Here is a 19,936-nt window from a genome sequence, read left to right on the forward strand (position 1 = left end):
GCCGTCGAGTCAACTGCCGTACACCGTCCGGAACCATCGCTGAACGGCTCATTCCCATACGCCCGCGTCTACGCTGGCCCCATGGACGCGCCTCCACGCTCGAACACCCTCACGCGGGGGGACCCCCTCGCAGGTCTCCTGGAGGGCCCCCGCGCGCGGGGCGCGTTCATGATCAGGGCCTGTTTCGACCCGCCGTGGGCGGTGCGCGTGGAGGACCGGGCCCCGCTCACCGTGATGCTCGTCGTCCGCGGCGAGGCCTGGATCGTGCCCGGACGGGGCGCGTGCACGCGGCTCGGCGCCGGGGACCTCGCCATCGCCCGCGGCCCCGACCCGTACACCTGCGCCGACGCCCCCGACACGGCACCGCAGGCGGTGATCCTGCCGCACCAGGAGTGCCGCTACCCCGGCGGACGGCCCCTCAACGGCTCCATGGACCTGGGCGTCCGGACCTGGGGCGACCGGCTCGACGGGGCCACCGTCATGCTGATCGGCACCTACCCGTTGCAGGGCGAGATCAGCGGGCGGCTGCTGGACGCCCTGCCGCCCCTGCTCGCCCTCACGCCCGACGTGTGGGACTGCCCCCTCACGCCGTACCTCACCGAGGAGATCGTCCGGGACGAGCCCGGCCAGGAGGTCGTCCTGGACCGGTTGCTCGACCTGCTGGTCATCGCCGCGCTGCGGGCCTGGTTCGCACGCCCCGAGGCGGAGGCACCGGCCTGGTACCGGGCCCTCGCCGACCCGGTCGTCGGCGGTGTGCTGCGCCTGTTCCAGGACGACCCGGCCCACCCCTGGACCGTTGCCGCGCTCGCAGCGAAGGCCGGGGTGTCCCGTGCCGCGCTGGCCCGCCGTTTCACCGGCCTGGTGGGCGAACCCCCGATGTCCTACCTCACCGGCCGGCGCCTGGCCCTGGCCGCCGACCGCCTGCGCGACTCCACCGACACCCTCGACGCGGTGGCCCGCGAGGTGGGCTACGGCAGCGCTTTCGCCCTGTCGACGGCGTTCAAGCGGGTGTACGGGGTGAGTCCGGTGGAGTACCGGGGGCGGGTGACGTAGCGCGCCGGGCCCGGAGGTGCCGCCGTGGCGCGCGTATCGGGGGCGCACGGCAGAGGAGGCGCCGATCGCGCGATCGAGGGCGCGAGGCAGCGGAGCGAGGCACCGGACTCCGCGCGGCCCCCGTGTCACGGCGTAGCCTGGCCCCGTGTACGCGGAGCGGGCGTCGCGGCTGCCGGGGGCGGTCGTCTGGACCAACACCCCGTCCCCGCCCGGAGCGGGGCGGGTCCTGCCCGACGGGTGCATGGATCTGCTGTGGCACGACGGGCGGCTGCTGGTCGCCGGGCCCGACACCCGCGCCCACCTTCCGGACGGTGCGGCCGGCCCCTGGGCCGGGGTCCGTTTCTACCCGGGCACGGCCCCGGCGCTCCTGGGCGTGCCGGCGCACGAGCTGCGTGACCGGCGCGTCGAGCTCGCCGACCTGTGGCCGGCCACGCGGGTGCGGCGACTGGCCGACCGTGTGAACGCGGCCCGCGACCCGGCGAGCGGCCTGGAGGACCTGGCACTGCGGCAGGCGGCCGGCACCGAACCCCCGGACCCGCTGCTCCGGCAGATCGTCACCGCCCTCGACGCGGGCCGTTCGGTCGCCGCCACCGCCGACGCACTGGGCGTCGGCGCCCGCCGGCTGCACCGCCGCTCGCTGTCCGCCTTCGGCTACGGACCCAAGACCCTGGCCCGCGTCCTGCGGCTGAACCGCGCCCTCGCGCTGGCCCGGAGCGGTGTGCCCTTCGCTGAGACGGCAGCCCGGGCGGGTTACGCCGACCAGGCCCATCTGGCGCGGGACGTGAGGGAGTTGGCCGGCCTGCCGCTGGGGGAGCTACTCGGCCGCGGTGGCCGACGGGGCGAACAGATCCACCCCGTTGCCGTCCGGGTCGAGCACGACGGCGTACCGCTGGCCCCAGAAGGCGTCCCACGGCTTGAGCTCGCCGTGGTACCCGGAGCCGACCAGTTCCTCGTAGAGGGCGTCCACCTCGCGCGGCCCGTCGCACCGCAGGGCCAGTGAGGTCCGGCCCCCCGGGGCGGGCGGCCGCCACTCGGGCAGGAAGGAGCGGACCGTCTCCTCGGTGTCGAACATCAGCCGCAGCCCGCCGGGCAGTCCGGCCTCGGCGTGCGGCTGTTCCTCGGCACCGTCCGGGAAGGCGAACCCGAGCCGGCGGTAGAACGTGACGGAGGCGGCCATGTCGGAGACGACCAGGCCGATGGCATCGAATCGTGCGGTCATGGAGTCACCGTAGGCAGACCCGCGCAGCCCGGTCTTGAACGAATCGGACACCCCGGCCCGGCCGGGCCGGGCGGCGCCGGGCCCGAAAATTTCGGTCACCGAACCGGCCTGCCCGGCCGCCTCGGATACCTGCGTTCGGATGTCACGGCACCACGACTGCTCGTCCACACCCGCGCCACCGGCCACCGGCCACCGGCACGACTCCCTCCCGGCCGGCGTCGCCGCCCTGCGCCCCGTCGGGGACTTCGAGGTCGACGCCACCGAGGCCCCGGCACCTCCTACGCGCGCGGCGCCGCCGTGCTCGCCCTTTCCACCAGACGCGTCGACAGCTCCGTGCGCGTGGACTCCGGATGATGGCCGTCCATCAGACGCAGCAGCGACCGCAGGGCCGTCGCGGCCATCTCGGACAGCGGCTGGCGGACGGTGGTCAGGGCGGGGGAGGCCCAGCGGGCCTCGGGCAGGTCGTCGAAGCCGACCACGCTGATGTCGTCCGCAACCCTCAACCCCCTGTCGGCCAGGGCCGCGTAGACACCCAGCGCCATCCGGTCCGAGCAGACGAAGACGGCGGTCGGCGGCTCGGGCAGGTCGAGGAGCTCCAGCATGCGGCGGTGGGCGACCCGCTCGTCGAAACCGGCGTGCCGGACGTAGTCGGGGCGGTGCCGGACCCCGGCCGACGCGAGCGCCGAGCGGTACCCGGCGACCCGGGCGCTGCTGCACATCGTGCGGCGGGGACCGGCGATGACGGCCACCCGCTCGTGCCCCAGCGACAGCAGATGCTCCGTGGCGGTCAGACCGCCCTGCCAGTTCGCCGCCCCCACCGAGACCACGCCCTCCGGCGGCTCCTGCACCGGATCGAGCATCACGAACGGGATGCGGTGCTGCTCCAGCCACGCGTACTGCGAGTCGCTGAGCTCGGCCAGGTTGAACAGGACCCCGGAGGAGCCCCGGGCGACCAGCTTGTCCAGCCAGCCGCGCTCCGGGCGGCCGACCCGGGAGCGGATCAGCGCCGCCGACACCACGACCTCCAGGCCCGCGTCGTGCGCCGCCTCCTCCGCCCCGTGCAGCACCGCGCCCGACCAGGAGCTCTCCAGCGAGTGCACGACCAGATCGATCAGCCGGGGCGGTTTCGCCGCGTCGAAGCGAGGTCTGCGCACGTACCCGAGCCGGTCCAGCGCCTCGGTCACACGGCGGCGGGTCTCGGGTGCCACGTCCTCGCGACCGTTGACCACCTTCGACGCGGTCGGCACCGACACCCCCGCCTCGCGCGCCACGACCGCCAGCGTCGGACCGGCCGTCACGCTCGCACTCGCCGTACGGACCATCGGGAACCCACCTCTCCGGCCCGCCCGTGGGCCGTGGAAAGTTTCGACCAGTGCTGCACACGGCGGTCACGAGATCCGGCCGGGCAGAAAGCGCTTCCTACTGTAGGTGCGGCGCAGGACGGCGGGAAGACAACCGAATTCTTTGCTACGCGCCGGGCAAAACTTTCGAAACGTCGAACAACGCCCGCAGCCGGGTGTGCAGTTCAGCCGAAACCCGGTGAAGTCCGCCGTGAACGACGCGTCCACGAGGCCGTCCCGGGCGTGCTGCCCGCCCACATCGTCGGATGCCGTGTCAGGGAGCCGGCCGACCCGTAAGGACCCGACGGCCGGGCGCCGCCGACCACCCGGGACGCCCCGGGTGCCGTCGCGGAAGGCCACCCGCACACCGTTCGGCACACCGATGTCCGCCGCATGGCGGTATCACCCCCTCACGCACCGGAATACCGGGCCACGATGAGTTGCTCTGATCTGCAGGGTGCACGAGCGCGGTGAGGGGCTGGTGGACATATGATGGCAGACCAGGCGGACCCCGTGGTGAGCACGCCCCACGGTGCCCTGCGGGGCCGGTACGAGCGCGGGGTCGCGGTCTTCCGCGGCATCCCGTACGCCGCCCCGCCCTTCGGCCCCCGCCGTTTCCGCCCGCCCGTGCCGCTGCCGCCCTGGGACGGCGTCCGCGACGCCGGCGCCTTCGGCCCGACCTCACCGAAACCGCCGTACTCCGAGGCTTTCGCCCCCTACCTGTCCGACCCGGTCGTGCCCGGCGACGACTGCCTCAACCTCAACGTCTGGACCCCGCAGCCCGACCCCGCAGCGCACCTCCCCGTCCTCGTCTGGCTGCACGGCGGCGCCCTGACCAGGGGCTCCTCCGCCGTACCCGTGTACGACGGTCACGCCTTCGCCCGCGACGACGTGGTCTGTGTCTCCGTCAACTACCGGCTGGGCGTTGAAGGGTACGGGCTGTTCCCGGACGCGCCCCCGAACCCCGGGCTGCGGGACCAGATCGCCGCCCTGACCTGGGTGCACGAGGCCATCGAGGCGTTCGGCGGCGACCCCGGCCGCATCACGCTTGCGGGCCAGTCCGCCGGCGCCATCAGCGTCGGCGCCCTCCTCGCCGCCCCGCAGACCCAGGGGCTGGTCCGCCGGGCCGTGCTGCAGAGCGGCCCGCCGGAGGCGTCCGAGCGGGCCAGGGTGCGACGGATGGTGCGCCGGATGGCCTCCCGGCTGAAGATTCCCGCCACCGCCGAGGCGTTCGCGGCCGTCGACCGCGATCTGCTGCTGCGCACCCAGGCCGACGTGGGGAAACTGGGCAGCCCGGTGGTCGGCGGACCCGCCTTCGGCCTCGTCATCGATGGTGACGTCGTCCCGCGCGACCCGATGGAGGCCCTCACGGAGGGCGGCGCCGCCCCGGGCGTCGAACTGCTGCTGGGCTGGACCCGCGACGAGTACCGGCTGTGGCTGGTGCCCGGCGGCCTGCTGGAGCGCGTCGACCGTCTCGGAGCCGTCGCCATCGCGGGGGCCATGGCCCGCTGTCACTGCGGCAGCGAGGTACCGCGCGGCTACCGCAGCCTGCATCCGGAGGCGAGCACGGCGGACCTCGTCGGCCAGCTCGTCACCGACCATCTGCTGCGCATCCCCCTGCACCACCTGGCCGACGCCCGTACGGATCCGTCGTACGTCTACGAGTTCGCCTGGCCCTCGAACCTGCCCGGGCTCGGCGCCTGCCACGCGCTGGAGCTGGGCTTCGTCTTCGACACCGGAGACGTCGAGGAGTCCCGGAAACTGGCGGGGGAGGAGGCCCCGCAGGAATTGGCCGACGCGATGCACACGGCGTGGGTGCGGTTCGCGACGGACGGCGACCCGGGCTGGGAGCGCTGGAACGGCGACCATCCGGTGCGGGTCTTCGGAGACCGCGCGCCCGACGCCGAGGACGGCCTGGCTTACACGGCCCACGGTCCCCGCGACCGGGAACTCGCCCTCTGGCGGGCCGACGCCCTCAGACCCCCGGAGCCCCCGCCCGTGTCGATCCCGTCCGACGGTTCGCCCGCCCGCAGCACGGAACTGCGATCGGCCGTACGACGCCTCCGGCGCTCCGGGGCACTCCGCCGGCACTGACGTGCTTCGCGCCCGCCGGGTGGGCCGTGCGGCCGGCGGGGCCAGGGAGATCCCACCGAGTCCTCACCACCACGTGCGTGCCCGGCGGCAGGCGTTCGTCCCCGGGTGTGCTCCAGGGCCGTGCGGTCGCTGAAGCGGCCCAGTTCCTCGTAGGACGGGTGGACCGTCGTCCGGGCGGGATGGGTGTGCGGGGATTGCGTCGGCGGCCGGGGCGCTGTTGTCCTTTGCGGTTGTCGGCGTCTCCGGGGTGACCGTCGTCCGGGCGGGATGGGTGTGCGGGGATTGCGTCGGCGGCCGGGGCGCCGTCGTCCTACGCGGCTGCCAGCGTCCCCGCGATGTCCGAGATCCCCTCCGGGCCCACCCGGCAGCAGCCGCCGATCAGCCGGGCCCCCGCCTGCCGCCAGCCCTTCACCTGGTCGGCGGTGAAGGTGGAACGGCCGGTCCAGGCGCGTGCCCCGGCGTCCCAGGTCTCGCCGCTGTTGGGGTAGACGACGACCGGCTTGCCGGTGACCCGCGCCGCAGTCGCCGCCGCGGCCTCCACGTCCTCGGGCGCGCAGCAGTTCACCCCCACCGCGATCACCTCGTCCGCCTCCGCGGCCAGGGCGAAGGCCTCCTCCAGCGGCTGCCCGGCGCGCGTGCGGCCACCGGCGACGGAGTAGGTCAGCCAGGCCGGCACCCCCAGCCCGCGCACCGCCCGCACCAGGGCCGCGGCCTCGTCCGCGTCGGGAACCGTCTCCAGCGCGAGGACGTCGGGCCGGGCGGCGGCCAGCACCTCTAGGCGCGGCCGGTGGAAACGCTCCAGCTCGTCCACGCTCAGCCCGTAGCGCCCCCGGTACTCCGAACCGTCCGCGAGCATCGCCCCGTACGGACCGGCCGAGGCCGCCACCCACAAGGGCCGCGGGACCCGCGCCCGCCGGGCCGCCTCGCGGGCCGACTCCACGCTCAGCGCCATCAGTTCGGCGGCCCGGTCATGACCGATCCCGCGCGTGGCGAAACCCTCGAACGTCGCCTGGTAGCTGGAGGTGATCGCCACGTCCGCGCCCGCCCGGAAGTAGGCGAGGTGCGCCTCGGTCACCGCCTCCGGCTGTTCGGCGAGCAGCCGCGCCGACCACAGCTCGTCGCTCAGGTCGTGCCCGGCCGTCTCCAACTGGTTGGACATGCCGCCGTCCAGGACGACCGTCCCGGCGGCGAGGGCTTCGGCGAGGGTGAGGGTGCTGGTCATGACGACGACGGTAGTCCAGAAACAGCGGCGCATCCCAGCCGAGTGCGTCCAGTGCGTGAACAGGTCGACCAGCATGTGGGACAGCGGGTTACGATCACGGCCCTCCCCCCTCCGCTCGTACAGGAACGCCCATGACCGCCCCCCGCCCCGCCGACGCCGAACCCGCCGGTCCCGCGTCCCCCGAGCCGGCCGCGCCCACCGGCGTGACCCCGCCTCGCCGCCGCCACGGCCCTCGTCATGGGCAACATCATCGGCGGCGGCATCTTCGTCCTGCCCGCCACCGTCGCCCCGTACGGCACGGTCAGCCTGCTCGCCTTCCTCGTGCTGTCGGTCGGAGCCGTCCTGCTCGCCCTGCTCTTCGGCCGGCTGGCACGGCGCAGCCCGGTCACCGGCGGCCTGTACGTCTACCCGCGGGACGCCTTCGGTGAGTTCGCCGGATTCCTGTCGGCCTGGTCGTACTGGACGATGTGCTGGGTCAGCATCGCCGCCCTGGCCGTCGCCGTCGTCGGCTACGTCGACGTTCTCATACCCCTGCACGGCGACCACGCCCTCCAGGCCGCCGTCGCCCTGGCCGCCCTCTGGCTGCCCGCCGCGGCGAACTTCGCCGGTACGCGCTGGGTGGGCGCCGTGCAGGTGGTCTCCACGATCCTGAAGTTCGTGCCGCTGCTCCTGCTCGCCACGATCGGCCTGTTCTTCGTCGACGCGGACAACTTCGGCCCGTTCAACGCCTCCGGCCAGAGCGTCTCCGGCGCGCTCGCCGCCTCCGCCGCGCTGCTGCTGTACAGCTTCCTCGGAGTGGAGTCGGCCGCGGTCAGCGCGGGCGAGGTCCGCGATCCCGAGCGCACGGTCGGCCGGGCGAGCGTCCTCGGCACCCTGGCGTCCGCCCTCGTCTACGTCCTCGGCACGGTCGCCGTCTTCGGCCTCGTCCCGCACGACCGGCTCGTCGAGTCGGGCGCCCCGTTCGCCGACGCGGTCGATGCGATCGCCGGGGGCGGCTGGGGCGGTACCGTCATCGCCCTGGTCGCCGTCGCCTCCATCACCGGCTGCCTCAACGGCTGGATCCTCATGGCCGCGCAGATGCCCTACGCCGCCGCCCGCGACGGTCTGTTCCCGGCTCCCTTCGCACGGCTGGGCAAGGGCGGCGTCCCCGGTTTCGGCGTGTGGGCCTGTGTGACCCTCGGTTCGCTGCTCATCGCCCTCAACTACACGGCCGGCCCGGACACCACCTTCCGCGTCCTCGTACTGATCACCACGTTCACCGGCTGTGTGCCGTACCTGCTGTCGGCGGCGGCCCAGCTGTACTGGCTGGCCCGCGGCACGCGCGAGCTCCCCCACTCTCGGCTTCGCTCGAGCGGGAGGGGCCCCCATCGCCCCGCGGTCCTCGCCCGGGATCTGACGGTCGCCGTCCTCTCCTTCGGGTTCTCCTTCTGGCTGATCGCCGGTGCCGGGTACGCCGCCGTCTACCAGGGAGTGCTGTTCCTCTTCGCCGGTATCCCGGTGTACGTGTGGCTGCGGGGGCGCAAGGACACGGCGGAGGTGTCGGCATAGCATCGGGGGATGCCCGAGGTCGCTGCAGCGCATGCCGAAGTACGTGAGGTCCTGGGAGTCCCGGCGGACCAGGCGGTGTTCGAGCCGCTCCCGCACGACCCCGGCAACGGCGTCACGGCCGGGGTGTGGCGTGTCACGGGCGGCGACCGCTCGGCCGTCCTGAAGGTGCTGACGCGGACGAAGGAGACCGGCGTCGCCTGGTCGGCGTCCAACGACCCGCGCCACCCGAAGTTCTGGCGCCGCGAGGCGTACGTCTACCGGTCCGGCCTCGCCCAGGTCTGGCAGCCGCAGGGCATCCGCGCGCCCCGGCTGCTGGAGTGCGCCGAACGCCCGGACGGTGACGTGGCGTTGTGGCTGGAGGACGTGCCGGGCGAACCGGCGACCGCCTGGTCCCTCACCCGCCACGTCGACCACGCCCACCGCCTGGGCGCCGCGCAGGGCGCGGTCGGCGCGGGGGAGGACACCCCCTGGCTGTCGCAGGGCTTCCTGCGGGACCACATCTCGGGGAAGACGACCGGCCAGGCCACGCTCGACGACGACGAGGCGTGGCAACACCCCCTGCTCCGGCGGCACTTCCCGCCCGGCCTGCGCGAGGACCTGGCCCGCCTCCACCACGACCGCGCGTGGTTCCTCACGGTCATGGAGTCGCTGCCCCGCGCCCTCTCCCACCTCGACCAGCGGCCGGCGAACCTCCGCTCCGACGGCCCGGGCACCAGTGTCCTGTTCGACTGGGCGTTCACCGGCGACGGCGCCCTCGGGGAGGACCTCGGCACGTACCTGCCCGACTGCGTCCTCGACCTGTTCGTGCCCGCCGCCGACCTGCCGGGCCTGGCCAAGGCGGCCTACGACGCCTACGTGCACGGCCTGCGCCGCGGCGGCTGGCGGGGCGACGAACAGTTCGTACGACTCGGGGTGTGCGCCTCCGCGGTGAAGTACGGCCGGCACACGGCCCTGATGCCGGCGCGGGCGGACGAGGAGCGGGCGGCCCACGGCGGCGATCGCGCCGCCCCGGCAGAACTCCGTTACCGCGAACGCGGCCTGGCCCTGGAGTTCCTGGCCGAGCGGGCCGCCGAGGCCCGGCTGCTGGCTCCCCGGCTCGGCTTTCCCGAAGCCCCCAGCGGCCGCTGAAGCGCGGAGGGGGACCGAAGGCCATGGCCCGAGTCGTCGCGTTGTCGTACTACCCCGTCAAGGGCTGTGCCGGGACGTCGGTGCCCGAGGCGCTGCTGACGCCGGCCGGACTGGCGCACGACCGCGACTTCATGGTCGTCGGCGAAGAGGGCGTGTACCGGACACAGCGCAGGGATCCGCTGCTGGCCGTCATCCGCCCCCTGATCGCCCCCGACGGCGGCCACCTCACACTCACCGCGCCCGGGGCCGAGTCCCTCCATGTCCGGGTGGACACCTCCGGCACCCGGCGGAAGGTGGACCTGTTCGGAACCGCCTACCAGGGCATCGACCAGGGCGACGAGGCGGCGGACTGGCTCTCGGCGCGGCTCGGCGCCCGGAGCCGTCTGGTGCGGGTCCCGCCGGAACACAGCAGGGTGACCGACGGCCTGACACCGGGCACCTCCGGCTACGCCGACAGTTGCGCCCTGCACGTCATCTCCCGCGCCACCCTGGACCTCCTCGCCACCAAGCTCATCGACCGCGGTGCCCGCCCCCTTCCTCTCGACCGTTTCCGCCCCAACCTCGTCATCGACGGCTGGGACGACCCCCACACGGAGGACCGCGCCCACCGCCTGCGCATCGGCACCACGGAACTCGGCTACGCCAAACTCGCCATCCGCTGCGCGGTCACCCTGGTCGACCAGCAGGCAGGCACCCGGGCGGGCCCCGAACCCCTCCGTACCCTCGCCGGCTACCGCCGCGCCGCCCAGGGCGGCGTCGCCTTCGGCACGAAGTATGCGGTACTGCGGCCCGGCAGGGTGACGGTGGGGGACGAGGTGGACGTCACGGTGTGGCGCGAGTCCGAGCTGTGACACCGGAACCCGGGCCGACCGAACAGGGGCGCCACGGCGGACGGTCCGCACGGCGAGCACCGGTTCGACGGGCTTGAGGAGCCTCCCCGACGACCGGGCGACCGCACCTCGGCCGTGACGTCCCGGGCGACGGCGGCCACCGCCGGGGGAGCGGCGACCGCCGGGGGCGGTGACCAGGGGAGCGACCGCCGCGGGGATGCCCGAGGAGGCCGCCGCGGTGTGAGTGAGGCCGCGCACATGACCGGAGACGGGCCATGTCCCCGCCGATGACGAGCGATTCGGCGGCTGCCGCTGCCGCAACGCGCGCGATGTGTTCGTCCCGTCAGACCCGTTGACCTCCTCGTGCCGCCCCCTTACGTTTTCGGCGTTCGTAATGACAGATGGTGTTCGAAATTTCAGATGTCGTTGGAATGGCAACGCCGTGTGTCCCCAGTGAGAGGCAGGCCCCCTGCGCATGAGCCGCGACCGCGACCACGCTCTGCCCGAACCCCCCAGCCGCAGACTGTTGTTGAAGGGCGCCGCAGCAGCCGGCGCCCTGGCCACCGTCCCCGCCCTCCCCGGCGTCGCCGGGGCGGCACCCCGGACGGAAACCGCTGCCGAGACCCCCGGCGGGCACCCGAAGCCGCCGTCCGTCGTCAACCCCCTCGTCCGCAACCGTGCCGACCCGCACATCCACCGGCACAAGGACGGCTTCTACTACTTCACCGCCACCGCCCCCGAGTACGACCGCATCATCCTGCGCCGCTCCCGCACCCTGAACGGCCTCGGCACGGCGGACGAGTCCGTCATCTGGCGGGCCCACGCCACCGGCCCCATGGGCGCCCACATCTGGGCGCCCGAACTGCACCGCATCGGCGGCAAGTGGTACATCTACTTCGCCTCCGCGCCCGCCGAGGACGTCTGGGCGATCCGCATATGGGTGCTGGAGAACGCCCACCCCAACCCCTTCAAGGGCACCTGGGTGGAGCGGGGCCAGGTCAAGACGGCCTGGGAGACCTTCTCCCTGGACGCCACCACCTTCACCCACCGCGGCAAGCGTTACCTCGCTTGGGCGCAGCACGAGCCCGGAATGGACAACAACACCGGCGTCTTCCTCTCCGAGATGGCCGACCCGTGGACCCTGAAGGGCCCGCAGGTGCGGCTGTCCACCCCGGAGTACGACTGGGAGTGCGTCGGCTTCAAGGTCAACGAGGGCCCGTACGTCCTCAAGCGCAACGGCCGCCTCTTCATGACGTACTCGGCCAGCGCCACCGACTTCAACTACTGCGTGGGCCTGCTGACCGCCGACGCCGACAGCCACCTCCTGGACCCCGTGAGCTGGTCCAAGTCGCCGGCCCCGGTCTTCACCAGCAACGACACGACCAAGCAGTACGGCCCCGGCCACAACTGCTTCACGGTCGCCGAGGACGGCCGCACCGACGTCCTCGTCTACCACGCCCGCCAGTACAAGGAGATCAACGGCGACCCGCTGAACGACCCCAACCGCCACACCCGCGTCCAGAAACTCGGCTGGAAGCGCGACGGCACCCCCGACTTCGGCGTCCCGGTCGCCGACACGGTGAAGGTGAGCGACTGACATGAGACGTGCCCACGCCGCCCTCCTCGCCCTGTGCCTCGGGCTGTTCGGCGCCCTCGCCACCGGCGGCCCCGCCCAGGCCGCGCCCCAGACCATCACCAACGGAACCCAGTTCACGGACACCTCCGGCAGCCCCGTCCACGCGCACGGCGGCGGCGTCCTCAAGGTCGGCACCTACTACTACTGGTTCGGCGAACACCGCAACGCCGACAACACCTTCCGGTACGTCGACGCCTACCGCTCGACCGACCTGAAGAACTGGGAGTTCCGCAACCACGTCCTGACCGAGGCCGGTGCCCCGGAACTCGCGACCGCCAACATCGAGCGGCCGAAGGTCATGTACAACGCCTCCACCGGCAAGTTCGTGATGTGGATGCACAAGGAGAACGGCACCGACTACAGCGAGGCCCGCGCGGCCGTCGCCGTCTCCGACACCGTCGACGGTAACTACACCTGGAAGGGCAGCTTCCGGCCGCTCGACCGGCACATGTCCCGTGACATCACGGTCTTCGTCGACACCGACGGCGCCGGCTACATGATCTCCGCCGCCCGGGAGAACTACGACCTGCAGATCTACCGCCTCACCGCCGACTACACGGGCATCGCCGGCCTGGTCGCCAACCCCTGGCCCGGCGGCCACCGCGAGGCCCCGGCGCTGTTCAAGCGGGGCGGCGTCTACTTCATGCTGACCTCGGGCGCCACGGGCTGGAACCCCAACCAGCAGCAGTACGCCACGGCCACCAGCATCGCCGGCCCCTGGTCGGCCATGAAGAGCGTCGGCGACTCGACGACGTACGGTTCGCAGACCGCGTTCGTCCTGCCCGTGCAGGGCACCGCGGGCACCTCGTACCTGTACCTGGGCGACCGCTGGGGCAACTCCTTCGGCGGCACGGTCAACGACTCGCGGTACGTGTGGCTGCCGCTGACCTTCCCCAACTCCACGACGATGTCCATGTCCTGGACCCCCGAGCTCACCGTCGACACCGCCGCCGGGACCGTCACCGGCACCACCGCCACGTACCACACGCTGATCGCCCGCCACTCCTCCAAGTGCGCGGACGTGACGAGCCAGTCGCTGTGGGCGGGCGCCCAGCTCAAGCAGTACGACTGCAACGGCGGCGCCAACCAGAGGTACTGGTTCAAGTCCGTCGGAAACGGCTACTACCAGTTGATGGTCAGGAACAGCAGCCTGTGCGTGCGGGAGAACGCGAGCACGGTCACGCAGGAGAACTGCGCCTCCTCCGCGACGAGCCAGCAGTGGTCGCTGACCACCACCGGCTCGTACCTGAACGTCAAGTCCCGTGCGAGTGGCGAGTGTCTCGACGTGAACGGCGGATCCACCGCCAACGGCGCCGCCCTCATCACGTACACGTGCAACGGCGGCACCAACCAGCAGTGGACACGCGGTACCTGACCCGCCCCGAGCCGGCCGCTCGCGTGGGCCGTCGTCACCCCCGTTGCGCGGGGTGTGTGCGGCGGCCCGCCCGGGCGGCCGTCTTCTTGAACCCGGCTGTGGCGTGCCGTTCCGGTCGCCGATCCGCCAGATCGTGCCCGCGTCCGACGGTCACGGGAGACCGGTGGCCGTTGAATCGTTTTCGTGAAAGTGCTTTCAGTCAGGCGTTGCCGAAGATCCGGTGAATGCTGCTCGGGGGCTAGTAAGCGCTTGTCGATACCGGTACGGTCCCCCTCCAGGTCTTGTCGTGCGGGGAGAGGAGCCCGGAGTGAGACGTTTCAGCAGCGCCGTCGTGGCGGCGGTGACCCTGGGTGCCGCGTTGTCGTCCGTGCCCGCCCACGCGGGCGAGGCGAGCGGAGGACCGGGGCTCGCGCACTGCGCCACCGGCACCTGCCACTTCGACGTTCCGCCGGGCACCTACGACGTCCGCGTCACCCTCGGCGGGAAGACGGCGTCCAGCACGAGCATCAGCGGTGAGACCCGCCGCTCCCTGCTCCCCGAGACGGCCGCACCGGCCGGCACGGGGAGGGTCACCCGCAGCTTCACCGTGAACGTCCGCACGCCCGAGGGCGAGCCCACCGGCCCCGAGGGAACGCCCGGCCTCGACCTGCGGATCGGCGGCTCCGCCCCGGCCCTCGCCGATATCGAGGTCACCCGGGCCCGGCACGCCCGCCAGATCTTCCTGGTCGGCGACTCCACCGTCTGCGACCAGCCCGGCGCCCCGTACTCCGGCTGGGGCCAGCAACTGCCCCAGTACCTCCGCAAGGGTGTGTCCGTCGCCAACTATGCCGATTCCGGGGAGAGTACGGTCTCGTATCTGGGGAACCCGAAGCTGTGGGCCACCGTACGGCCCCTGATCCGCCCCGGCGACCTGGTCCTCGTCCAGCTCGCCCACAACGACAAGACCACGGACGAGGCCACCTACCGGGCCAACCTGGAGACCCTGGTGGCGGGCGTCCGGGAGCGGGGCGGACAGCCGGTCCTTGTCACTCCCATCGTGCGGCGCTGGTTCAACTCCGACGGCACGCTGAACAACGGAACCGCGCTCCTGGTCAACGGCCTCGGTGTCGACCACCCGGCCGTCATCCGCTCGGTCGCCGCGGCGCGCGGCGTCCCGCTGATCGACCTCACGGCCAAGACCAGGACGCTGGTGGAGTCCCTCGGCGTGGAAGGCTCCAAAGCGCTGTACCTCACCAACGAGGCGCGGGACAACACGCACACCTCCGTGCGCGGGGCGACGGCCTACGCGGGCCTCGTCCGCGACGAACTCGTCACCCGGCATCTGGTGCCGAAGGGCATGGTGCGGGTGGGATGAACCCCTGGGGCGCCCCGACCGGAACCGGGGCGCTCCAGGTCTGGTCCGTTCCGGCCGGCCCGTGCCCGAAAGACATCCGATGCAGCTGCCTCCCGCCGACCGCACGACATCCCCGTTCACCGGATACACCCGCGCCCACTGGGAGGCGGCGGCCGACTCCCTGCTCACCGCCGTCGAACCGTACGCGAGCGGGGACCGCGCGCTCTACCACCTGCCCGGCGACCGGGCGAGCTGGTCGGGCCGCCTTTCCGACGGACTGGAGGGCTACGCCCGCACCCTGCTGCTCGCCGCCTTCCGCCGCGACGAGAAGGCCCTGGAACGCTACGCGACCGGCCTCGCCGCCGGCGTCTCGGGCGTCTGGCCCCGCATCGAGGACCGCAGCCAGCCCCTGGTGGAGGCGGCGTCCGTCGCCCTGGCCCTCCGTCTCACCCGGGACCTGCTCTGGGACCGCCTGGACGACGCCGTACGCCAGCGCACGGTGCACTGGCTGGCCGACGCCCTCACAGCCGAGCCCTGGCCCTGCAACTGGGAACTCTTCCCGGTCATGGTGGGCGGCTTCCTGGCCGAGATCGGCCACGAGCCGGAAGCCTCCCGCGCGGCGATCGACCGCGGCCTGGAACGCATCGAGCAGTGGTACGTCGGCGACGGCTGGTACACCGACGGCGACGGCCGCAAGTACGACTACTACAACGGCTGGGCGATGCACCTCTACCCGGTGCTGCACGCCTGGCTGGAGAACGACGAGCGCCTGCTGGACCTGTACGGCGACCGCCTCTCGCGCCACCTCTCCGACTATGCCCTGCTCTTCGGCGGCGACGGCGCCCCGCTGCACCAGGGCCGTTCCCTGACGTACCGCTTCGCGACGACGGCCCCGCTGTGGCTGGGCGCGCTGACCGGCCGTACGCCCCTGCCCCCCGGCGAGACCCGCAGGCTGGCCTCGGGCGCGCTGAAGTACTTCCTGGAGCGGGGCGCGGTGGACGACCGGGGCCTGCTCTCCCTCGGCTGGCACGGCCCCGACGAGTCCGTCCTGCAGGGCTACTCGGGCCCGGCCTCCCCGTACTGGGCGAGCAAGGGCTTCCTCGGCCTGCTGCTGCCCCCGGACCACGAGGTGTGGACGGCACCGGAGGAACCCGCCGCCGCCGAGCGCGCGGACTTCGTCACCCCGGTCGGTCCGCCCAACTGGCTGCTCCAGGCGACCCGTTCCGACGGCGTGGTCCGCCTGCACAACCACGGCAGTGAGGACGTCCGCTACGACCCGTACTACACGCGGCTCGCGTACTCCACCGTGACGACGCCCGCGGACTCGTACGACAACAGCGTCCTGGTCGCCGGGGACCCGGGCCGCACCGGCATCGAACCGCTCGGCGTGGGCGACGGCTGGGTGGCGTCCCGGCACGCGGCGGGCGGGGGAGCCCGGGTGACGAGTGTGGTGCTGGCGCGCGGGGCGGTGGAGGTGCGCGCGCATCTGGTGGTGGGCGCGGAGCCGGGGTCGCGGGTCCGGGTGACCGGCTGGAGCGCACCGGACGGTGTCCGGGCGGAACTGCTGCCCGCGGCCGGCCTCGACGAGGACCTCACCGGCGTCACGACCGGGGACTCCACCCTGTTCGTCGCCCTGGCCCGGCTCACCGCCGAGACGGATGCGGACCCGCTGGCGGAAACGGTCACCGTGACCGCTTCCGGCGCGGAGTTCACGGCCCACTGGAGCGAGGGGCCCCAGGTGCGGGTCCGGCTGGACGGGGCCGGTGTGACCGTCGACTGACGCATGCCCGGCCGGGTTCGCCCACGGCTGCCACGGTTCGGTCCGCGCCGAAGCGAGCCGGGCCCAGCATGGTGGCATGAGCGCAGATCCGCGGGAGACGCCGTCCGGCCGGTCCCTGACCGCCTTCACCGCCCTCCACCACGCCGGGCGGCCCCTGCTCCTGCCCAACGCCTGGGATCACGCGTCCGCGCGGGCCCTCGCGGAGCAGGGCCACCCGGCCATCGGGACGACGAGCCTGGGCGTCGCCGCGGCCGCGGGACTGCCCGACGGGGTGGCGGCCACGCGCGAGGAGACCCGGCGGCTCGCCGCGGCCCTGGGGTCCGGACCGTTCCTGCTGTCCGTCGACGCGGAGGGCGGGTTCAGCGACGACCCGGACGAGGTGGGGGAGTTCGCTCGGCAGCTGTACGCGGTCGGGGCGGTCGGCATCAACCTGGAGGACGGGCTCGGACCGGCCGCCCGGCACGTGGCGAAGATCAAGGCGGTCAAGCTGGCCGCTCCCGGCCTGTTCGTCAACGCCCGCACCGACACCCACTGGCTGGGCGACGGCGACGGCACCCTCGCGCGCCTGGACACCTACCGGCAGGCGGGCGCGGACGGGGTGTTCGTCCCCGGCCTCACCGACCTGCGGGCGATCGAGGCGCTGGTGCGCCGTCTGGACGTGCCCCTCAACGTCCTCTACTCGCCCGGCGGCCCGTCCGTCGCGCACCTCGCCGACGCGGGCGTACACCGCGTCAGCCTCGGCTCGCTGCTGTACCGGCGGGCGCTGGGCGCGGCCCTGGAGGCGATGGCGGACCTGCGAGCCGGCCGGGCACCGACGGGTGCGATGCCTTCCTACGACGCCGTGGCGGCCTTCACCGCCGGCCGGGTGTATCGACCCGGAGCGTGTTGACGCGGCTGATCGGTGGGTGGCCGCCGAACGGTCACGGTCCAGGGGCCGGTGCCGGCGAGCAGACCTCGGTCCTGACGCCGGCCGTGTCCTCGGGGCGGGCCGGTTCGGCCCTCGGGTGTCCCCTTCGCGCGGGGCCACGTCCGGAGCAGTGTGTGCGGGGCGTGGATCGCCCTGCCCCACGCGGCCTGTACGTCGCGGGGCGCGCCGAAGGCTCCCGTGGACTCCAGGGCGCGGTGGCCGTGGAAGGTCGTAGCGCCGGGGACGCCGTCGCGCGGGGCCGGGACACCCGGCCCCGCGGTGCCGGCCCGGTCCGCTCAGCGGATCGGCGCGTACACCATCCCCAGCTTGTCGACCTCGGCGCCCGAGCGGCCGGTGAAGCCCACGATCTGCCAGCCGGAGGGAGCGGTGAAGGTCTTCGCGTCGGACGTGGCCGTGCCGGCGGACAGGGTGCGGTTCCGGTCCGTCGTGAAGGCCGCCGAGAACAGGCGCGTGCGGCCGTCCTTCCGACCCTGCGTCAGCCTGACCGAGGTCAGGTGCTCACCGGCGGCCAGGGTCAGGGAAGTCGCGGTGCCGCCCGTGCCGCCGTGGGTGAGGGTGGTACCGCCGTCGTGGGTGAGGGACACGGCGTCCAGTCGGGCGCTGCCGCGCAGGGTCAGGGTGCGGGGAGAGGGGGCCGGCGGCAGGTCGTCCGCGTCGTTGAAGGCCGTGCCGTGCGGACCGCCGAAGAAGTCGCTCGCGCGCAGCGACGAGTTGAGGGTGTAGGAGAAGTCGACCGCGTGCGGGAAGTGGTCGGAGAGGTTGCCGCCGGCCGGGTCCAGGAAGGACGCCCACGCGTTGCTGTAGCGGGTCGCGTCCAGGCTCAGCAGCCGGCTGCCGCGGTAGAGGACCTTGTCCACGACCTCGCAGTCGTTCGGGGGTGCCGTGGTGGGGCAGAGGAGCGGGTCACCGCCCTGCGCCGGGGGCGTCCCGCCCTTCACCCGCTGGACCCATGCGTCGGTCAGGCCGTTCTCGGTCACGAGGGTGCGGATGTTGTCGCCGGCGCGCGTGTAGCGCGTGTTGGTGTCGCCCATGACGATCACCGCGTTGCCGGACGAGTTCGCCCGGATGAAGGCGGACAGTTGCTCGACGTTGGCGCGACGGGCGGCGAGCGCGTCGTCGGTCGAGTCCGCGTTCGTGTGCACGTTGTAGAGGTCCAGGAAGGCACCCTCGGCGAGCCGTACCCGCGCCAGGGAGAAGCCCTTCGGGGTGAGGCAGTTGGTGCCGGTGCACTTGTTCCACTTCACCCGCTGGAAGTCCTCGAAGGGCATGTCCGAGAGGGTGTTGAGGCCGTCTCCGAAGGGGACGCCGCCGCTGGTCGCGGTGCGGTGGGCGTGGTTGTCGCCCGCGTACAGGGCGGCGTGGTAGTTGAAGTCCTCCTGCACGTTGACGAGGTCGTACGCCCCGAGCCGGGGGGAGATCAGCGGAGTGTTCTTCTCCGGGCTGCCGGAGCTCAGGCCTTCGGGGAGGCCCGCGACGTTGTAGGTGAGGACGTTGAAGGAGCCGGAGTCCGCGGCGGCGGCGGGTGTCACGGTGGCGGTCGTCAGGCTCGTGACGGCCAGGGCGGCGGCCACGGCGGTGCCGATCAGTCTCTGCATGGGGGGTGTCTCCGGTCGGAGAGGCGAAGGGGAGGAGTTGAACGGTGCTCAGGTTCGAGGGCAACGCCCCCGGTGCGCAAGGGGAGCCGCGCGAACAATGGGGAACACCCTCGTGTCGGAAGGGACGCGGCAGGCCCAGATCCCCGCCCCAGGAGCCGGGGACCTGGCCGTGCCCGGCCCCGCGCGCCGCCTCCTCGGTCCCGGCGAAGAGGGCGCGCTGCGTGGGCGGGTCGCCGTCGACCAGGACGCGCCGCAGGCCCGGCGGAAGCCGCTGCGCGTCCCACCGGGGGTCACGGCCACCCCGTGCTGCGCTGGCTCACGGTGCCGCTGTTCGTCTTCAGCTTCCTCACCCTCGGCATCCACGACCTGGTCATCCACCACCTCAAGCACGACCTCGGGCACGACGACGGCACCGTGGGCACCGTCATGGCCGTCGGCGCGCTCGGCACCATCACCGGCGCCCTGCTCGTGGCCGGGATCCGTCGCCGCCTCGGCTTCGGGCCGACGTGGACCGGCTCGGTCGCGGGCTGTGGTGTGGCGTTCGCCGGTCTCGGCTGGGCGCGTGACGTGCCGGCCGTCGCGGCCCTGAGTGCCGCCTTCCTCGCCGGTGCCGCCATGGAAGGCACCTGCTCGCTGTCGCTCCGCCAGGAGGTCACTCCGGAACACCCCCTGGGCCGGGTCACCTCCGCGTTCTGGACCCTTCACTACGCGGCGGCGCCGATCGGTGCCGCCGTGCTCACCTGGGCCGCGGAGGAACAGGGCACGGCACCGGTCGCCCCGGCCGCCGGAGCGACCTGCGTCCTGCTCGCCGTGGCCGCCCTGTTCACCCCCGTCCACAGGCCGGGCCGGGCCGGA

General features: G+C 73.2%; 13 protein-coding genes and 3 pseudogenes. 12 read left to right on the plus strand and 4 right to left on the minus strand.

Annotation, left to right across the window (positions count from 1 at the left end):
• Positions 1-81 precede the first annotated feature (81 nt).
• Complete coding sequence (locus tag ABTX62_RS13580; protein ID WP_352116314.1) at positions 82-1,053, plus strand: AraC family transcriptional regulator; 972 nt, start codon at positions 82-84, stop codon at positions 1,051-1,053.
• 145 nt (positions 1,054-1,198) lie between these two features.
• Positions 1,199-1,885 (plus strand): annotated as a pseudogene (locus ABTX62_RS13585) (helix-turn-helix domain-containing protein); the annotation flags it as partial.
• Here ABTX62_RS13585 and ABTX62_RS13590 read toward each other — a convergent pair.
• Together ABTX62_RS13590 and ABTX62_RS13595 are read right to left on the minus strand one after the other, a co-directional pair.
• A complete protein-coding gene (locus ABTX62_RS13590; protein ID WP_352116383.1) occupies positions 1,868-2,272 on the minus strand; it encodes a VOC family protein in 405 nt (134 codons plus the stop codon). The pseudogene ABTX62_RS13585 and the gene ABTX62_RS13590 overlap by 18 nt on opposite strands.
• 278 nt (positions 2,273-2,550) lie before the next feature.
• The gene (locus tag ABTX62_RS13595; RefSeq protein ID WP_352116315.1) at positions 2,551-3,594 is read right to left on the minus strand and encodes a LacI family DNA-binding transcriptional regulator; all 1,044 of its coding nucleotides are present in this window, start codon (positions 3,592-3,594) and stop codon (positions 2,551-2,553) included.
• Between the two features lie 507 nt (positions 3,595-4,101).
• Here ABTX62_RS13595 and ABTX62_RS13600 point away from each other — a divergent pair.
• The gene (locus tag ABTX62_RS13600; protein WP_352116316.1) at positions 4,102-5,706 is read left to right on the plus strand and encodes a carboxylesterase/lipase family protein; all 1,605 of its coding nucleotides are present in this window, start codon (positions 4,102-4,104) and stop codon (positions 5,704-5,706) included.
• Between the two features lie 310 nt (positions 5,707-6,016).
• On the opposite strand, the gene mmuM is transcribed toward ABTX62_RS13600, so the two are convergent.
• Complete coding sequence (gene mmuM, locus ABTX62_RS13605) at positions 6,017-6,928, minus strand: homocysteine S-methyltransferase (RefSeq protein ID WP_352116317.1); 912 nt, start codon at positions 6,926-6,928, stop codon at positions 6,017-6,019.
• A gap of 131 nt (positions 6,929-7,059) precedes the next feature.
• Between mmuM and ABTX62_RS13610 the strand changes: the two are divergent.
• The 8 genes and pseudogenes from ABTX62_RS13610 to ABTX62_RS13645 all read left to right on the plus strand — a co-directional run bounded on the left by ABTX62_RS13610 (position 7,060) and on the right by ABTX62_RS13645 (position 17,447).
• Positions 7,060-8,476 (plus strand): annotated as a pseudogene (locus ABTX62_RS13610) (amino acid permease).
• A gap of 9 nt (positions 8,477-8,485) precedes the next feature.
• On the plus strand, positions 8,486-9,604 hold the full coding sequence (locus tag ABTX62_RS13615) for an aminoglycoside phosphotransferase (RefSeq protein WP_352116319.1): 1,119 nt from the start codon (positions 8,486-8,488) through the stop codon (positions 9,602-9,604).
• A gap of 23 nt (positions 9,605-9,627) precedes the next feature.
• Positions 9,628-10,455, plus strand: coding sequence for an MOSC domain-containing protein (locus tag ABTX62_RS13620; protein ID WP_352116320.1), 828 nt, complete (start codon positions 9,628-9,630; stop codon positions 10,453-10,455).
• 454 nt (positions 10,456-10,909) lie between these two features.
• A complete protein-coding gene (locus ABTX62_RS13625) occupies positions 10,910-12,031 on the plus strand; it encodes a glycoside hydrolase family 43 protein (RefSeq protein ID WP_352116321.1) in 1,122 nt (373 codons plus the stop codon).
• Between the two features lies 1 nt (position 12,032).
• Positions 12,033-13,445: an RICIN domain-containing protein gene (locus ABTX62_RS13630; protein ID WP_352116322.1), complete on the plus strand. Its 1,413-nt coding sequence runs from the start codon at positions 12,033-12,035 to the stop codon at positions 13,443-13,445.
• Positions 13,446-13,752: 307 nt separating this feature from the next.
• Positions 13,753-14,799: a rhamnogalacturonan acetylesterase gene (locus ABTX62_RS13635; RefSeq protein WP_352116323.1), complete on the plus strand. Its 1,047-nt coding sequence runs from the start codon at positions 13,753-13,755 to the stop codon at positions 14,797-14,799.
• Between the two features lie 79 nt (positions 14,800-14,878).
• Positions 14,879-16,558: a DUF2264 domain-containing protein gene (locus tag ABTX62_RS13640; protein ID WP_352116324.1), complete on the plus strand. Its 1,680-nt coding sequence runs from the start codon at positions 14,879-14,881 to the stop codon at positions 16,556-16,558.
• Between the two features lie 76 nt (positions 16,559-16,634).
• Positions 16,635-17,447 carry an isocitrate lyase/PEP mutase family protein gene (locus ABTX62_RS13645; protein WP_352116325.1) on the plus strand — a complete coding sequence of 271 codons (813 nt, stop codon included), beginning with the start codon at positions 16,635-16,637 and terminating at the stop codon, positions 17,445-17,447.
• A 314-nt stretch (positions 17,448-17,761) separates the two neighbouring features.
• Here ABTX62_RS13645 and ABTX62_RS13650 read toward each other — a convergent pair whose 3' ends face one another.
• Positions 17,762-19,081 carry a jacalin-like lectin gene (locus ABTX62_RS13650; RefSeq protein ID WP_352116326.1) on the minus strand — a complete coding sequence of 440 codons (1,320 nt, stop codon included), beginning with the start codon at positions 19,079-19,081 and terminating at the stop codon, positions 17,762-17,764.
• A 246-nt stretch (positions 19,082-19,327) separates the two neighbouring features.
• Between ABTX62_RS13650 and ABTX62_RS13655 the strand changes: the two are divergent.
• Positions 19,328-19,930: pseudogene (locus ABTX62_RS13655) on the plus strand (MFS transporter); the annotation flags it as partial.
• Positions 19,931-19,936 lie beyond the last annotated feature (6 nt).

The sequence above is a fragment of the Streptomyces sp. NPDC096046 genome (assembly GCF_040303285.1).
In the GTDB taxonomy this organism is placed as follows: Bacteria; Actinomycetota; Actinomycetes; order Streptomycetales; family Streptomycetaceae; genus Streptomyces.

Excerpts from the sequence above, each read along its gene's own strand:
- ABTX62_RS13615 (WP_352116319.1), top strand. The coding sequence starts at position 8,486 with ATGCCCGAGGTCGCTGCAGCGCATGCCGAAGTACGTGAGGTCCTGGGA.
- ABTX62_RS13650 (WP_352116326.1), bottom strand. The coding sequence starts at position 19,081 with ATGCAGAGACTGATCGGCACCGCCGTGGCCGCCGCCCTGGCCGTCACG.
- ABTX62_RS13600 (WP_352116316.1), top strand. The coding sequence starts at position 4,102 with ATGATGGCAGACCAGGCGGACCCCGTGGTGAGCACGCCCCACGGTGCC.
- ABTX62_RS13630 (WP_352116322.1), top strand. The coding sequence starts at position 12,033 with ATGAGACGTGCCCACGCCGCCCTCCTCGCCCTGTGCCTCGGGCTGTTC.
- ABTX62_RS13590 (WP_352116383.1), bottom strand. The coding sequence starts at position 2,272 with ATGACCGCACGATTCGATGCCATCGGCCTGGTCGTCTCCGACATGGCC.
- ABTX62_RS13620 (WP_352116320.1), top strand. The coding sequence starts at position 9,628 with ATGGCCCGAGTCGTCGCGTTGTCGTACTACCCCGTCAAGGGCTGTGCC.
- ABTX62_RS13640 (WP_352116324.1), top strand. The coding sequence starts at position 14,879 with ATGCAGCTGCCTCCCGCCGACCGCACGACATCCCCGTTCACCGGATAC.
- ABTX62_RS13645 (WP_352116325.1), top strand. The coding sequence starts at position 16,635 with ATGAGCGCAGATCCGCGGGAGACGCCGTCCGGCCGGTCCCTGACCGCC.
- ABTX62_RS13625 (WP_352116321.1), top strand. The coding sequence starts at position 10,910 with ATGAGCCGCGACCGCGACCACGCTCTGCCCGAACCCCCCAGCCGCAGA.
- mmuM (WP_352116317.1), bottom strand. The coding sequence starts at position 6,928 with ATGACCAGCACCCTCACCCTCGCCGAAGCCCTCGCCGCCGGGACGGTC.
- ABTX62_RS13580 (WP_352116314.1), top strand. The coding sequence starts at position 82 with ATGGACGCGCCTCCACGCTCGAACACCCTCACGCGGGGGGACCCCCTC.
- ABTX62_RS13595 (WP_352116315.1), bottom strand. The coding sequence starts at position 3,594 with ATGGTCCGTACGGCGAGTGCGAGCGTGACGGCCGGTCCGACGCTGGCG.